Source organism: Streptomyces sp. NPDC001889 (assembly GCF_053594535.1).
On the sequence record NZ_JBSFER010000023.1, the window covers coordinates 147,863 to 161,754 of the forward strand.

General features: G+C 74.7%; 12 protein-coding genes. 4 read left to right on the forward strand and 8 right to left on the reverse strand.

What is annotated here, in order from left to right:
* Window positions 1-41: 41 nt before the first annotated feature.
* Both ACWCRA_RS26255 and ACWCRA_RS26260 read right to left on the reverse strand, forming a co-directional pair.
* Window positions 42-1,181 (reverse strand): AI-2E family transporter, encoded by a 1,140-nt coding sequence (locus ACWCRA_RS26255; protein ID WP_351543653.1) that lies wholly within the window; start codon window positions 1,179-1,181, stop codon window positions 42-44.
* A 366-nt stretch (window positions 1,182-1,547) separates the two neighbouring features.
* Window positions 1,548-1,742, reverse strand: a complete 195-nt coding sequence (locus ACWCRA_RS26260) for a DUF3046 domain-containing protein (RefSeq protein ID WP_351543572.1) — start codon at window positions 1,740-1,742, stop codon at window positions 1,548-1,550.
* Between the two features lie 79 nt (window positions 1,743-1,821).
* On the opposite strand from ACWCRA_RS26260, the gene ACWCRA_RS26265 reads away from it, so the two are divergent.
* On the forward strand, window positions 1,822-2,760 hold the full coding sequence (locus ACWCRA_RS26265) for a hypothetical protein (RefSeq protein WP_351543575.1): 939 nt from the start codon (window positions 1,822-1,824) through the stop codon (window positions 2,758-2,760).
* Between the two features lie 149 nt (window positions 2,761-2,909).
* Here the strand turns inward: ACWCRA_RS26265 and ACWCRA_RS26270 are convergent, their stop codons facing one another.
* The 3 genes from ACWCRA_RS26270 to ACWCRA_RS26280 all read right to left on the reverse strand — a co-directional run bounded on the left by ACWCRA_RS26270 (window position 2,910) and on the right by ACWCRA_RS26280 (window position 5,240).
* Window positions 2,910-3,218 (reverse strand): AzlD domain-containing protein, encoded by a 309-nt coding sequence (locus tag ACWCRA_RS26270; protein WP_351543576.1) that lies wholly within the window; start codon window positions 3,216-3,218, stop codon window positions 2,910-2,912.
* Window positions 3,215-4,120: an AzlC family ABC transporter permease gene (locus ACWCRA_RS26275; RefSeq protein ID WP_451068759.1), complete on the reverse strand. Its 906-nt coding sequence runs from the start codon at window positions 4,118-4,120 to the stop codon at window positions 3,215-3,217. Before ACWCRA_RS26275 ends, ACWCRA_RS26270 begins: the two co-directional genes overlap by 4 nt.
* Before the next feature lie 148 nt (window positions 4,121-4,268).
* Window positions 4,269-5,240: a helix-turn-helix transcriptional regulator gene (locus ACWCRA_RS26280; protein ID WP_351543579.1), complete on the reverse strand. Its 972-nt coding sequence runs from the start codon at window positions 5,238-5,240 to the stop codon at window positions 4,269-4,271.
* Between the two features lie 121 nt (window positions 5,241-5,361).
* Here ACWCRA_RS26280 and ACWCRA_RS26285 point away from each other — a divergent pair, with 121 nt between their 5' ends.
* The 3 genes from ACWCRA_RS26285 (at window position 5,362) to ACWCRA_RS26295 (ending at window position 11,977) form a co-directional block, all read left to right on the forward strand.
* Window positions 5,362-10,086, forward strand: a complete 4,725-nt coding sequence (locus tag ACWCRA_RS26285; RefSeq protein ID WP_451068750.1) for an ATP-dependent helicase — start codon at window positions 5,362-5,364, stop codon at window positions 10,084-10,086.
* 233 nt (window positions 10,087-10,319) lie between these two features.
* Window positions 10,320-11,168, forward strand: coding sequence for an Fpg/Nei family DNA glycosylase (locus ACWCRA_RS26290; protein WP_351543585.1), 849 nt, complete (start codon window positions 10,320-10,322; stop codon window positions 11,166-11,168).
* 32 nt (window positions 11,169-11,200) lie between these two features.
* Window positions 11,201-11,977 carry an SDR family NAD(P)-dependent oxidoreductase gene (locus tag ACWCRA_RS26295; RefSeq protein WP_451068751.1) on the forward strand — a complete coding sequence of 259 codons (777 nt, stop codon included), beginning with the start codon at window positions 11,201-11,203 and terminating at the stop codon, window positions 11,975-11,977.
* Here ACWCRA_RS26295 and ACWCRA_RS26300 read toward each other — a convergent pair.
* The 3 genes from ACWCRA_RS26300 to ACWCRA_RS26310 form a co-directional block, all read right to left on the reverse strand.
* Entirely contained in the window at window positions 11,940-12,224 is a 285-nt protein-coding gene (locus ACWCRA_RS26300) for a hypothetical protein (RefSeq protein WP_351543591.1), read from the reverse strand. The genes ACWCRA_RS26295 and ACWCRA_RS26300 overlap by 38 nt on opposite strands.
* A gap of 357 nt (window positions 12,225-12,581) precedes the next feature.
* Entirely contained in the window at window positions 12,582-13,052 is a 471-nt protein-coding gene (locus ACWCRA_RS26305) for a Dps family protein (protein ID WP_351543594.1), read from the reverse strand.
* Window positions 13,053-13,496: 444 nt separating this feature from the next.
* On the reverse strand, window positions 13,497-13,880 hold the full coding sequence (locus ACWCRA_RS26310) for a helix-turn-helix domain-containing protein (protein ID WP_351543597.1): 384 nt from the start codon (window positions 13,878-13,880) through the stop codon (window positions 13,497-13,499).
* Between the last annotated feature and the right edge of the window lie 12 nt (window positions 13,881-13,892).

The following is a 13,892-nucleotide window of genomic DNA, read 5'->3' on the forward strand; positions in this document are numbered from 1 at the left end:
CCCTCCCCCGGGACCGGAGGAGGGGCGGACGGCGGACGGGCTCAGACCCGGTCGGCCGGGGGCCGGGCGTTGCGGCCCCTGGCCAGGACCGCGCGCGCCCTCCCCAGCAGCTGCCGGCCGTTCCGCTGCCGGTGGCCCTGCACCCGGGGGTCGTCGGTGACGGTGTACCGCTTCACATAGGCCCCCAGGAAGGCCTGGAGCGTGGCGACCGCCGGGATCGCGATCAGCGCGCCGACCGCCCCCATCAGGGCCGTACCGGCGATGACGGAGCCGAAGGCGACGGCCGGGTGGATGTCCACGGTCCTGGCGGTGAGCTTCGGCTGGAGGACGTAGTTCTCGAACTGCTGGTACACCACCACGAAGCCGAGCACCCACAGGGTGTACCAGGGGTTCTCGGTGAAGGCGATCAGCATGGGCAGCGCGCCCGCCAGATAGGTGCCGATGGTGGGGATGAACTGGGAGACCAGGCCGACCCAGACGGCGAGGGCGGGGGCGTAGGGCACGCCGAGGAACTCCAGCAGGACGTAGTGCGCGGCGCCGGAGATCAGGGCCATGAGCCCGCGCGAGTAGAGATAACCGCCCGTCTTGTCGACGGCGATCTCCCAGGCGCGCAGCACCTCGGTCTGCTTGGCCGGAGGCAGTACGGAGCAGAGCGCGCGGCGCAGCCGGGGCCCGTCGGCGGCGAAGTAGAACGAGAACAGGAGGATCGTCAGCAGCTTGAACAGCCCGCCGAGGACGGTGGCCGAGACATCCAGAACACCGCTCGCGTTGTTCTCGACGTACTGCCGCAGCCAGTCCGAGCGCAGCAGGCTGTCCTGGACCTCCACCCGGGACAGCTCGGTGTCGAAGTTGGTGTTGATCCAGCTGATGACCGAGTCGAGGTACTGGGGAAAGTCCTCGACCATGGTGGCGATCTGGTCCGCGAGCATCGAGCCGAGGAGCACGACGAAGCCGACGCCCGAGACGACCACCCCGAGGAAGACCAGGAAGGTGGCGAGGCCCCGGCGCATGCCCCGGGCCGCCATCCTGCCGACGGCGGGCTCGATCGCCAGCGCCAGGAAGAAGGCGATCAGAATGTTGATCAGCAGCCCGATGAGCTGGTGGAAGGCCCAGTTGCCGAGCTGGAAGCAGGCGTAGAGGGCCAGCGCGAGCACCATCGCGCGGGGCAGCCAGCGGGGCATACGGGACGGACCCGTGGCCTCCGCGGGGTGCTCGGGCGGCGGGCCGGACGGGGGGACGGTCTCGTCCGCGGGGATGCCGCACCCCTCCTCGCGGGGACCGTCGTCCGCGCCGGCCTGCCGGGGGACGCCCGCGTCGGCCCGCGTACCGGTGCCGCCCCGGCCGTCGCGGCCGGTCCTGTCGCGGCCGGTCCTGTCGCGGCCGCGCCGGGCGGATCTGTCCCGGCCGGTGCTGTCGGTCCCGCCGTCGCCGGCGCTGCTGTCCTGGTCACTTCTGTCGGTCTTCGGGGCCACGGGGTTCAGTCTCGCCTACCGCGCGCGGTGCTCATGCGCCCGCCCGCTCCGCCGGGGCGGAGCGCGCGGGCGCGGTCACCTGCGGTCCGCCGGTACGCCGACGGCGGCGCAGACCGCCCGCCACACGTCCTTCGCGTCCCACCCCGCGTCCAGGGCCTCGTGCACCGTCCGTCCGCCCAGCTCGGCCATCACATGATCACGTGCGAAGGAGTCGGCGTAGGACGGTCCGAAGTGCTCCGCCATCCGTTCCCAGAAAATCGTCAACCGCATGACGCCAGTATCCCGCCCCAGGGTTGCGGTACCGCCCGTTCCGTATGCCAGGAGCACTTTCCACCCTACGGTCGGTGCCATGGCTGGAACCGGAGAAGAACGAGGCCCCGCGACCTCGCCCCCACCGCTGGCCCGCGCCGAGCGGTTCATCTGGCTGACCGCACGGGTGCTGGAGCAGCGGCGTTTCGCGTACCACTTCCTGGGCGGCGACCCGGACGCCGTCGAGGCCGCCCTGTCGGCGTATCTCAACGGGGACGGCGGCTACGGCCACGCCCTCGAACCCGATCTGCGCGGACCCGTGAGCCAGCCCCTGCACTCGGGGCACGCGCTGCGCGTGCTGGACTCCATCGGGCGCTGCGGCGGGCAGCGGGTGGAGCGGATGTGCCGCTACTTCACCGGCATCTCGACCCGGGAGGGGGCGCTCCCGGCGATCCATCCCTCGCAGCGCGGCTATCCGGCCGCCCCGTTCATCCCCCTCGTGGACGATCCGCCGGGCGAGCTGCTGGCCACCGGCCCCGTGGTCGGGCTGCTCCACCGCAATCAGGTCTGGCACGCCTGGCTCTTCCGGGCCACGGATTTCTGCTGGGCGGCGATCGGCGGACTCGACCGGTCGCATCCGTACGAGATCGAGGCCGCGATCACCTTCCTGGACGGAGTGCCCGACCGGGCGCGCGCCGAGGTGGCGGCGGACCGGCTGGGGCGGCTGGTCCGCGAGCAGCGGCTGGTGGTGCTCGACCCGGAGCGGGTCGCCGACTGTCCGGTGGCCGATGGCTACGCGCCGGGCGAGCACCACTATCCGTACGACTACGCGCGGACCCCCGGGTCGCTGGCCCGGCGCTGGTTCACGGACGAGGAGATGGAGCGCTCGCTGGACCAGTTGGAGCGCGAGCAGCGGGAGGACGGCGGGTGGCCGGTGCGGTGGCGCCAGTGGGCGCCGGGGACGGCGCTGGAGGCGCGGCCGATGGTGACGATCGAGGCGCTGCGGACCCTGCGGGCGCACGGGCGGCTGATCGGCTGACGGACCCGACGGGCCGACGGACCGACGGGCTGGTCGACCGGGCCCGGGGCCGGCGGGGCGCGCGCGACCGGGCCGCCGCTCGTGCCTCGGGCCCCGGCCCGGTCAGTCGGACGCGGGCAGTCGGACGCGGTCCCGCGCCCGGGCCCCGGTCAGCCGCTCAGGGCCCGCACCCCCGCCGTGACCGCGACCGCCGTGCCGACCACCACGAGGAAGGGGGCGCGCAGGACCAGCGCGAGCGCCGCCGCGCCGAGCCCGGCAGCCCGGGCGTCGACCACGAGGTCCGTGTGCACGCTGAAGGTCTGCTGGGCGGTGAGGGCGGCCAGCAGGGCGACCGGCACGAGGGCCGCCAGCCGCTGGACGAGGGGCCGTTCCAGGGCGTCGGCCGGTACGAGCAGGCCGGCGAGCTTGACGAGATAGCAGCCGAGGGCGGTGGCCGCGATGACGATCCACAGAGTCAACGGTTCTCCCCCTTCAAGCGTTCCCCGGACTCTCCGTGGCCCTGGGGCCCTCCCGGGGCGACGGGCTCTCCGTGACCGCCCGGCTCCGGCTCTCCCCGGCCGTCGGGCTGCCCGTGGTGGCCGCCGTCGCCCGCCCGGCGTTCGCCATCACCCGCCCGGCGTTTCCCGTCACCCGCCCGGCGTTTCCCGTCACCCGCCCGGCGGCCCTTGAGCCACAGCACGGCGGGTGCGGCGAGCGCGGCGAGCAGCACCGGCACTCCCGCGGGCAGCAGGGGCAGCAGCCCGAGGCCGATGACGACCGCGAGCCCGGCGACCATCCGCTCGGCCGGCGTGCGCAGCATGGGGGCGAGGAGCGCCAGGAAGACGGCGGGCCCCGCGGCGTCGAGTCCCCAGGCGTCGGTGTCCCCGATGGCCTCGGCGCCGAGCGCGCCGCCGAGGGTGGTCAGATTCCAGAGCACGTACAGCGTGAGACCGGTCACGGTGAAGCCGAGACGGGCACTGCGCCGGGTGTGCTGGGCGAGGGCGACGGCCGTGGTCTCGTCGATCACCCAGTGGGCGGCGAACGGGCGGACGAACCGGGGCAGCGCGAGCACCTGGGAGAGCCGCAGCCCGTAGAACGCGTTGCGGACGCCGAGGAAGAAGGCTCCGGCGACCGCGGTGAGCGGGTTGCCTCCCGCCGCGACCGCTCCGACCAGGGCGAACTGCGAGGCACCGGTGAAGACCAGCAGGCTCAGGGCACAGGTCTGCAGCACGCTGAGCCCGGCGCCCGCCGAGGTGACGCCGAAGGCGAAGCCGGAGAGACCGACCGCCACGCCGACGCCCAGCGCGTCACGGATGACGGACGAGTCCGGCTTCTCCGGCACAGACTCCCCCGGCACAGACTCCCCCGGCACAGGCTTCACCGGCACGGCGGGGGCCGGCAACCGGCCCGGCGCGCGCGGCGCGCCTTCCGGGAGTCCGGCGGCCTCCGGCGCGGCCACCGCCGGTGCTCCGTCCCGTGCGCTCAGTGTCCGCGCGGCCGGCCCGCCGCGAGGGAACGCGCCGGGTATGTCAGGGAGTGCCGGGTTCCGGCTCTCTGGATGGATTCTCTGTTCTGCCACCCGCCGGACCGTACGCGGGGTCGCCGGCCCCGGTCTTGTACGTTCTTGCGCCTCGTGAGCCGTCCTGCGCGCGGGGGGCGCGCGGCGCGGTGCCGTGCGCGGCGGCGCGTTCCTTGCGGTACGCGCCGGGCGGTACTCCCACGATCCGGGTGAAGTGCCGGTTCAGATGCGGCTGATCGGCGAAGCCCACGGAGACGGCCGCGTCGGCGACGGTGCTTCCGTCGTCCAGGAGGGCGCGGGCCCGGCGCACCCGGGCGTTGGTGAGCCAGGTGTGCGGGGGCATGCCGTAGGCCGCCTTGAAGGCGCGCAGCAGGGCGAAAGGGCTGGTTCCCAGCTCCTTGGCCAGCCGGTCCAGGGAGGGCGGCTCGGCCATGCGCTCCTCCAGCAGGGCCCGGGCCCGGGCGGCCGTGCGGGCGCCGGAGTGCGCCGCGGCACGGGAGGGCAGCCGGCTGCCGTGCCGGGAGAGGAGCCGGGCGACGGCGACCCGGAGCATGCTGTCGGCGGCGAGCGCGTTCCCGGCCTCGGCGGCCAGGTGCACGGCGCGTATCAGCTCGGCGGTCCGCGGGTCGTGGACGATCGTCCGGTCCAGACCGGGGGTGCCCCGCACGGTGGTGACCTCCTCCGCTATCCCCGCGACCAGCTCGACCGAGGGGTAGAGGGTGGCGTAGGTCCAGCCTTCGGGGATTCCGGCGTGCGCCGAGTGCGGAACCTCGGGGTTGATCATGACGACGCTGCCGGGGCGGGCCATGACGGGTCCCTCGGGCAGGACCAGCGCCTCCGCGCCCCCGCTGATCGCGCCGAACGTGAAGCCCTCGTGGCTGTGGAGACGGAAGGTGTGGCTGACGTAGCGGGCGCGGAGCAGATCGAGCCCCGGCAGTTCCTCGTACTGCCAGTGCCGGGCCCACTCCCGCTCCGCCGCCATGCGGACCATTCTGCCGCCTCGCCCCGCCTGCCGACCCGCTTACCGGCGCTGACCTGCTCTTTCGCTGTGTGCTCGGGCGGTGTCGGGCCGGATGTCAGTGGGGCGGTGCACGATGGGGGACATGACCCGGACTGCGCTCGACTCCTTCTCCGCCGCGACCCGCGGCTGGTTCACCGGAGCCTTCCACGCGCCCACGGCGGCGCAGGAGGGGGCCTGGCGGGCGATCGGGGAGGGGTCGGATGTCCTGGTGGTGGCTCCGACGGGGTCCGGGAAGACCCTGGCCGCCTTTCTCGCCGCGCTGGACCGCCTCGCGACCGCTCCCCCGCCGGCGGACGCCAAGATGCGCTGCCGGGTCCTGTACGTCTCCCCGCTGAAGGCCCTGGCCGTCGATGTGGAGCGCAATCTCCGCTCCCCGCTGACCGGCATCCGGCAGGAAGCGGTCCGGCTGGGGCTGCCGGAGCCCGAGGTCCGGGTCGGCATCCGCTCCGGCGACACCCCGCCCGCCGAGCGCCGGTCCCTGGCCACCCGGCCGCCGGACATTCTGATCACCACGCCCGAGTCGCTGTTCCTGATGCTCACCTCCTCCGCACGGGACGCCCTGGCGGGCATCGAGACGGTGATCCTCGACGAGGTGCACGCGGTCGCCGGGACCAAGCGGGGCGCGCATCTGGCCCTCTCCCTGGAGCGGCTGGACGAGCTGCTGCCGCGCCCGGCCCGCCGGATCGGCCTCTCGGCGACGGTGCGCCCGGTGGACGAGGTCGCCCGCTATCTCTCCCCGCAGCGGAGGGTGGAGATCGTCCAGCCGCCGTCGGGGAAGGAGTTCGATCTGTCGGTGGTCGTCCCGGTCGAGGACCTGGGCGAGCTGGGCGGCTCCCCGGCGTCGTCGGGGTCCCCGGCGTCGTCAGGCTCCCCCGGCGCCCTGGGCCCGCCGGGTCCGGGAGGGCCGCCGGGCTCCTCCGGGGACGGCGACCGGCCGTCGATCTGGCCGCATGTGGAGGAGCGGATCGCCGATCTCGTCCAGTCCCACCGCTCGACCATCGTCTTCGCCAACTCCCGCCGGCTGGCGGAGCGGCTGTGCAACCGCCTCAACGAGATCGCCTACGAACGGGCCACCGGCACCCCCTTCGACCCCTCCGGTTCCGGCCCGGGCGCGCCCGGCGCGGGGACCCCGGCCGAGATCATGGCCCAGTCCGGGGCGGCGCAGGGCGCGCCGCCGCTGCTCGCCCGCGCGCACCACGGCTCGGTCTCCAAGGAGCAGCGCGCCCTGGTGGAGGAGGACCTCAAAGCCGGCCGGCTGCCCGCCGTGGTGGCCACCTCCAGCCTGGAGCTGGGTATCGACATGGGCGCGGTCGATCTGGTGGTCCAGGTCGAGTCGCCTCCTTCCGTCGCCTCCGGCCTCCAGCGGGTGGGCCGGGCAGGGCACCAGGTCGGGGCGGTCTCCACGGGTGTCGTCTTCCCCAAATACCGGGGCGATCTGGTGCAGGCGGCCGTGGTCACCGAGCGGATGCGCACGGGGTCCATCGAGGCGCTGCGGATTCCCTCCAACCCCCTGGACGTACTGGCGCAGCAACTGGTGGCGATGGTCGCCCTGGACACCTGGCAGGCCGACGACCTGCTGGCGCTGACCCGCCGGGCGGCCCCGTTCGCCGCGCTGCCCGATTCGGCGTTCACCGCCGTGCTGGACATGCTCGCCGGGCGCTATCCCTCCGACGCCTTCGCCGAACTGCGCCCGCGCGTGGTGTGGGACCGGATCGCCGGCACCGTCACCGGCAGGCCGGGAGCCCAGCGGCTCGCCGTCACCTCCGGCGGCACCATCCCGGACCGGGGCCTCTTCGGGGTCTTCCTCGCCGGCGCGGACCCGAAGAAGGGCGGCGGCAGGGTCGGGGAGCTGGACGAGGAGATGGTGTACGAGTCCCGGGTGGGCGATGTCTTCACCCTGGGCACCACCTCCTGGCGGATCGAGGACATCACCCGCGACCGGGTCCTGGTCTCCCCCGCGCCCGGAGTGCCGGGCCGGCTGCCCTTCTGGAAGGGCGACCAGCTGGGGCGGCCACTGGAGCTGGGGCGGGCGGTGGGCGCGTTCCTGCGCGAGGTCGGCTCGCTGTCCGAGGAGGACGCCCGGCTGCGTCTGCTGGCCGCCGGGCTGGACGCGTGGGCCGCCGGCAATGTACTGGCGTACCTCGCCGAGCAGCGCGAGTCCTGCGGTCATGTCCCCGATGACCGGACGATTCTGGTGGAGCGGTTCCGGGACGAGCTGGGCGACTGGCGGGTGGTGATCCACTCCCCGTTCGGCGCCCAGGTGCACGCGCCGTGGGCGCTGGCGCTCGGTGCCCGGCTCGCCGAGCGCTACGGCATGGACGCGCAGGTCATGCACGCCGACGACGGAATCGTGCTGCGGCTGCCCGACGCCGACCTGATGGGCTTGGACCTGCTGGACCAGGACCCCGCCCGGGCCGGCCACGCGGATACCGCGTTCGACAGCGAGCAGGCCCCGGTGGGCGCCGGGGACGCCGTCTTCGACCGGGGCGAGATCGAGCGGATCGTCACCGATCAGGTGGGCGGCTCGGCGCTCTTCGCCTCCCGGTTCCGCGAGTGCGCGGCCCGGGCGCTGCTGCTGCCCCGCCGCTCCCCGGGCAGGCGCACCCCGCTGTGGCAGCAGCGCCAGCGGGCGGCGCAGCTGCTCCAGGTCGCGAGCGAGTTCGGGTCCTTCCCGATCGTCCTGGAGGCGGTGCGCGAGTGCCTCCAGGACGTCTTCGACGTCCCCGGCCTCACCGAACTCATGGGCGACATCGAGTCCCGCCGGGTGCGCATGGTGGAGGTGACCACGGCCGAGCCCTCCCCGTTCGCGCGCTCGCTGCTCTTCGGCTATGTCGCCCAGTTCCTGTACGAGGGGGACTCGCCGCTCGCCGAGCGCCGGGCCGCCGCCCTCTCACTGGACTCCCGGCTCCTGGCGGAGCTGCTCGGCCAGGCCGAGCTGCGCGAACTGCTGGACGCGGAGGTGCTCACCGAACTGGAGCGCGAGCTCCAGTGGCTCACCGACGACAGAAAGGTGAAGGACGCGGAGGGCGTCGCCGATCTGCTGCGGGTCCTCGGCCCGCTGACCGCCGCCGAGCTGGCGGAGCGCGGCGCCGATCCTCGGTGGGCCGAGCACCTGGCGGAAGCCCGGCGGGCCATCCGGGTGCGGATCGCGGCGGTGGACCACTGGGCGGCCGTCGAGGACGCGGGCCGGCTGCGGGACGCGCTCGGCACCGCCCTCCCGGTCGGGGTCCCGGAGGCTTTCACCGAGCCGGTCAAGGACCCCCTGGGGGATCTGCTCGCCCGCTTCGCCCGCACCCACGGCCCCTTCACCTCCACCGCGGCCGCGGCCCGCTTCGGCCTCGGGGCCGCCGTCACGGACGGCGCCCTCCAGCGGCTGGCCGCCGGCGGGCGGGTCGTGCAGGGCGAGTTCCATCCCTCGGGCATCGGCCAGGAGTGGTGCGACGCGACCGTGCTGCGGAGGCTGCGGAGACGCTCGCTGGCGGCTCTGCGCCATGAGCTGGAGCCCGTGCCGCCCGCCGCGCTGGCCGCCTTCCTCCCCCGGTGGCAGCATCTCGGCGACAACAGCCTGCGCGGAATCGACGGGCTGGCCCGGGCGGTCGAGCAGCTCCAGGGGGCCGCCGTCCCCGCCTCCGCGCTGGAGAAGCTGATCCTGCCCTCCCGGGTCCAGGGCTACTCGCCCGCCCTGCTGGACGAACTGACCACGACCGGCGAGGTGGTGTGGGCCGGCGCGGGCTCGCTGCCCGGCAAGGACGGCTGGGTCTCGCTCCATCTCGCCGACTCGGCGCCGCTGCTGCTCGCTCCACCGCACCCGCTGGAGCCGACGGCCCTCCACGAGTCGGTGCTCACCGCGCTGGCCCCCGGGTACGGACTGTTCTTCCGCCAGATCGCGGACCAGGTGCGGGCCACCACGCACCCGGACGCCACCGATCCGCAACTCGCCGACGCCGTCTGGGAGCTGGCCTGGTCGGGCCGGCTCACCAATGACACCCTCGCCCCGCTGCGCTCCCTGCTGGGTTCGGGCCGGACCGCCGGGTCCACCGCCCACCGGGCCCGGCGGACCGTCCCCCGGGGCAGATACGGCGTTCCGGCCGCGGTGGCCCGCGCCGCGTCCCGCAACGGCCCGCCGACGGTCAGCGGCCGGTGGTCCCTGCTGCCGGCCGCCGAGCCCGATCCCACGCACCGCGCCCACGCCCTCGCGCGGAGCCTGCTGGACCGGCACGGAGTGGTGACCCGGGGAGCGGTGGCCGCGGAGGGGGTGGAGGGCGGTTTCTCCGCGGTCTACCGCATCCTGTCGGCCTTCGAGGACAGCGGGCAGGCCCGCCGGGGCTATGTGGTGGAGGGGCTCGGCGCGGCCCAGTTCGCGATGGACGGCGCGGTGGACCGGCTGCGCGCCGCCGCCACCGCGCGCGAGCGCGCCGGGGAGCACACGGCTCCGCACGCGGTGGTGCTGGCCGCGGCCGACCCCGCCAACGCCTATGGCGCGGCCCTCCCCTGGCCCGAGCCCCCGGACGGCGCGTCCCACAAACCGGGCCGGAAGGCGGGCTCCCTGGTCGTGCTGGTCGACGGCGCGCTGACGCTGTACATGGAGCGCGGCGGCAAGACCCTCCTCGCCTGGGCACAGGACCCCGATGACCCGGCTCTCCACGCCGCAGCCGAGGCCCTGGCGGGCGCGGCCCGCGCGGGCACCGTCGGGACGGTCACCGTGGAGCGGGCCAATGGCACCCCGGCGCTGACCTCGCCGCTGGCCCGGGCCCTGGAGACAGCGGGCTTCCACGCCACCCCCAGGGGGCTGCGCATACGCCCCTGAGCCTGAGCCCCGCCCCCTCCCCGGCTCCCGGCGTCCGGCCTCCGGCCTCCGGCCCAAGCAAGCGCTGCCCCGGCGGCCCCGCCCCGGCCGGCCCCCGGCCCGAGCGGCGCCGGCCCGGCCCGGCCCCGCCCCGCCGGCGCACCGCCGGAGCACCACCGCCGGTGCGCCCTCCCCACCCGGACACCACCACCGCGGGCGGGCGCCCGCCCCGTGTCTCGCGCATCATGGGTTCCGTGCCCGAAGGAGACACCGTCTGGCAGACCGCGCGGCGACTGCACACCGCACTCGCCGGGGAGCCGCTCACCCGGTTCGATCTGCGGGTGCCCGCGTTCGCCACCTCCGATCTCACCGGGCGGACCGTGGTGGAGACCGTGGCGCGCGGAAAGCACTTGCTGACCCGGGTCGAGGGCGGCTTCACCCTCCACTCGCATCTGCGGATGGACGGGTCATGGCGGATCTTCGCGGCGGGTGAGCGCTGGCAGGGCGGCCCCGCGCACCAGATCAGGGCGGTCCTCGGAAACGCCTCGCGGACGGCCGTGGGCTACCGCCTCCCCGTGCTGGAACTGCTGCGCACCGAGGACGAACAGCGGGTGGTCGGCCATCTGGGCCCGGATCTGCTGGGTCCGGACTGGGACGCGGACCTGGCCCGGGCCCATCTGCTCGCCGATCCGTCCCGCCCTCTCGGCGAGGCCCTGCTCGACCAGCGCAATCTCGCCGGAATCGGCAATGTGTACAAGTCCGAGCTGGCGTTCCTCGCCGGGGTGACGCCCTGGCTCCCGGTCGGCGAGCTGCCCGAGGGGGTGCCCGAGCGGCTCATGGCCACGGCCCACCGGCTGCTGGAGGCCAATAAGCACACCTTCGAGCGCCGGACCACGGCCCCCGGTTCGCGGGCGGCGGCCCGCTCCCGGCTCCATGTCTACGGGCGGGCGGGGCAGCCCTGCCCGCGCTGCGGCACACCCGTCCGCAGGTCCCCGGGGAGCGACGGGACCCCGGGCGCCCATCCGGCCCGGGCCCGGGGCGGGAACGACGACGAGCGCGTCACGTACTGGTGCCCCGGCTGCCAGTCCGGGCCCACTTCTTGACGCACCGTTAGATCCAACCGTACCGTCCCGGCATGCCCCTCACGGCGTACGACCTCAGCGGCAGGAGCGCGTTCGTCACCGGTGCGGCGAGCGGGATCGGCCGGGCCTGCGCACTGCTGCTCGCCGAGGCGGGGGCCCGGGTCCACTGCGCCGACCTGGACCGCGAGGGCCTCGGGGAGACCCGCGCGCTGATCATCCGCGCCGGAGGCGCGGCGTACACCCATCCGCTCGATGTCACCGACCGCACCGCCGTGAAGGACGCGGTCGACCGCGTGGTGGCCCGGGAGCGGCGGCTCGACATCCTCGCCGCCGTCGCCGGGGTCATGCACACCAGCACGGTCCTGGAGACCAGGGAGGAGGATCTGGACCGCGTTCTCGCGGTGAACTTCAAAGGGGTCTTCCACGCCTGCCGGGAAGCGGCCCGCGCGATGGTCTCCACCGGCACCCCCGGCGCGATCGTCACCATGGCCTCGGGGGCGGTGGACGCCGCACAGGCCGGTCTGGTCTGCTACAGCGCGGCGAAGGCCGCGGTGATCCAGTTGACCCGGACACTGGCGACGGAGCTGGGCCCGCACTCCATCCGGGTGAACGCGGTCGCCCCCGGCTGGATTCGCACCCCCATGACCGACCGCCACGACGCGGCCCGCCGGCGGCGGACCGAGGCGGCGATGGCCCGGATCTCCCCGCTGGGCCGGGTCGGCGAGGCCGGGGAGGTCGCCCACGCGGTACTGCATCTGGTGTCGGACGCGTCCGCCTTCACCACGGGCCAGATCATCCGTCCGAACGGCGGCGCGACGATGCCCTGGTGACGGAGGCCTCCACCGCGCCCCGGGCCTCCGCCACGGCCCGGCGGACACCTCCGCGGGCCCGGTGGGCCGTCACATGCACCGGCAGCAGGCTGAGTCCCCAGCCGCCGGCCGCCACCGCGCCCTCGACCAGCCCGGACCGCTCGGGAACGAGAACCAGCCGCAGCACGGCCCACCACCAGAGCCCACCGGCGGCGACCGCCGCCAGAGCCAGGGCGATGAGCCCGAGGGTGACCTCGCGACGCGCCATGGATGCCTCCCTCCGGACCACGCTAGACCGGGGCGATCACTCCGGGGAGGGCGCACCGGGTGCAGCACCGGCGCACCCACCGCGCCCGCCGTCGCCCTCGCGCGCCCGGGCGCGGGCCGGGGCCCGGCGGTGGCGCGGGCCACCGCCGGAGCCGCCCCGACGGGACGAGCCGGCACCCGCGCCGCGCCCGGAGACCCAGGTCGTCTCTTTCGGATGCTGCCGGGCTCGCGAGCCCCGGCACCGCGCCTCGCCGCGCTGCCGTCGGTCGCCGACGCTCCGCGTGGGCTCCCTCCTCCGCCTCGCGATCCACGGCACCGGACCCCGCTCACCGATCCGGCCCGATCCGAAAGAAACTCCCTAGGCACTCTCCGCCTGGAACATCCACGCGTGCTTCTCCAGGTCGGCGGTGAGGCCGATCAGGATGTCCTGGCTCACCGGGTCCGGATCGCCGGTGGCCGAGACGCGCTCACGCATCCGTACGATCACGGCGTCCAGCGCGCGCACGAGCACCTGGACCGCGTCACCGTCCTTGATCCAGCCCTCCGGGACCGTACCGATCGCGCTCTGCGACGCCACGGTCGCGGATCGGCCGTCCGGGGAGACCCCGATCGCGGAACAGCGCTCGGCGACGGTGTCGGAGTGCAGCCGGGCGGTGTCCACCACCTCGTCGAGCTGGAGGTGCACGGACCGGAAGCGCGGGCCGACGACATTCCAGTGGACCTGCTTGGCGACGAGCGAGAGGTCCACCAGATCCACCAGGGCCCCGCGCAGCGCCTCACCGACAGTCTTGAGGTCGGCATCGGACAACGGGCTCTTGACGACAGACATGCATGTCCTCCACTCGGTAGTCGGTGTTTTCCACCATGACATAGGCCCTCGAACCGGACACTCGGGAGGGGGGGGTGTGGTCCCACCCCGCCCGGACCGGCTTCGCTCAGCGCCTACCCGCGCACGCGGTGCGCAAAAGTCCCCACCGATACCGAAAAATCCCGCCTCAACCGCCCACGCCGCCCAGCCGCCCCACGCCGCCCCGGCCGCCCCGACTGTCCCCACCCGCCCCAGCCGCCCCAGCCGCCGCCCCGAGCGCCCGTCGCCCCGCGGCCACCCCGCCGCCGCCTCACCCACCACAAGCAGAAGCCCCGGTCCACCACCCCGTCCAGGGGGCGGCAGCCGGGGCCAGGGCCGACACCAAACCATGGGGGCGACGGGGCCGCGGGACCGTGGTCCGTACCGCTCCGGCGCCTCTCGTGCCACGGCGCGGGGCCGTGGGCGTCAGGCAGCGACGACGTCGACGGCCTCCGCCGGCGCCTTGATCGTCACCCGCTCCGTCGGTACACCCGCCACCGACGTCACAGAGACGGAATTCAGCATCGAGCGCACCGGCGCGGGCACCGGCTCGCTGGCCGCCGCCGAGGCGGCCAGTTCGGCCAGCGACAGTTCGTCGCTCACCTCGCGCATGAGCTCGGACATCCGTACGTCAAGCGCGTCGCAGATCGCGGAGAGCAGCTCGGAGGAAGCCTCCTTCTGCCCCCGCTCCACCTCGGAGAGATAGCCGAGCGAAACTCGGGCGGACGAGGAGACTTCGCGCAGAGTACGGCCCTGGCGCTGGCGCTGCCGACGCAGCACGTCACCCAGCAGGCGACGGAGCAGAATCATCGGTGGCTCCCT

Excerpts from the sequence above, each read along its gene's own strand:
- ACWCRA_RS26255 (WP_351543653.1), bottom strand. The coding sequence starts at position 1,181 with ATGCCCCGCTGGCTGCCCCGCGCGATGGTGCTCGCGCTGGCCCTCTAC.
- ACWCRA_RS26260 (WP_351543572.1), bottom strand. The coding sequence starts at position 1,742 with ATGCGGTTGACGATTTTCTGGGAACGGATGGCGGAGCACTTCGGACCG.
- ACWCRA_RS26265 (WP_351543575.1), top strand. The coding sequence starts at position 1,822 with ATGGCTGGAACCGGAGAAGAACGAGGCCCCGCGACCTCGCCCCCACCG.
- ACWCRA_RS26280 (WP_351543579.1), bottom strand. The coding sequence starts at position 5,240 with ATGGCGGCGGAGCGGGAGTGGGCCCGGCACTGGCAGTACGAGGAACTG.
- ACWCRA_RS26285 (WP_451068750.1), top strand. The coding sequence starts at position 5,362 with ATGACCCGGACTGCGCTCGACTCCTTCTCCGCCGCGACCCGCGGCTGG.
- ACWCRA_RS26295 (WP_451068751.1), top strand. The coding sequence starts at position 11,201 with ATGCCCCTCACGGCGTACGACCTCAGCGGCAGGAGCGCGTTCGTCACC.
- ACWCRA_RS26300 (WP_351543591.1), bottom strand. The coding sequence starts at position 12,224 with ATGGCGCGTCGCGAGGTCACCCTCGGGCTCATCGCCCTGGCTCTGGCG.
- ACWCRA_RS26305 (WP_351543594.1), bottom strand. The coding sequence starts at position 13,052 with ATGTCTGTCGTCAAGAGCCCGTTGTCCGATGCCGACCTCAAGACTGTC.
- ACWCRA_RS26310 (WP_351543597.1), bottom strand. The coding sequence starts at position 13,880 with ATGATTCTGCTCCGTCGCCTGCTGGGTGACGTGCTGCGTCGGCAGCGC.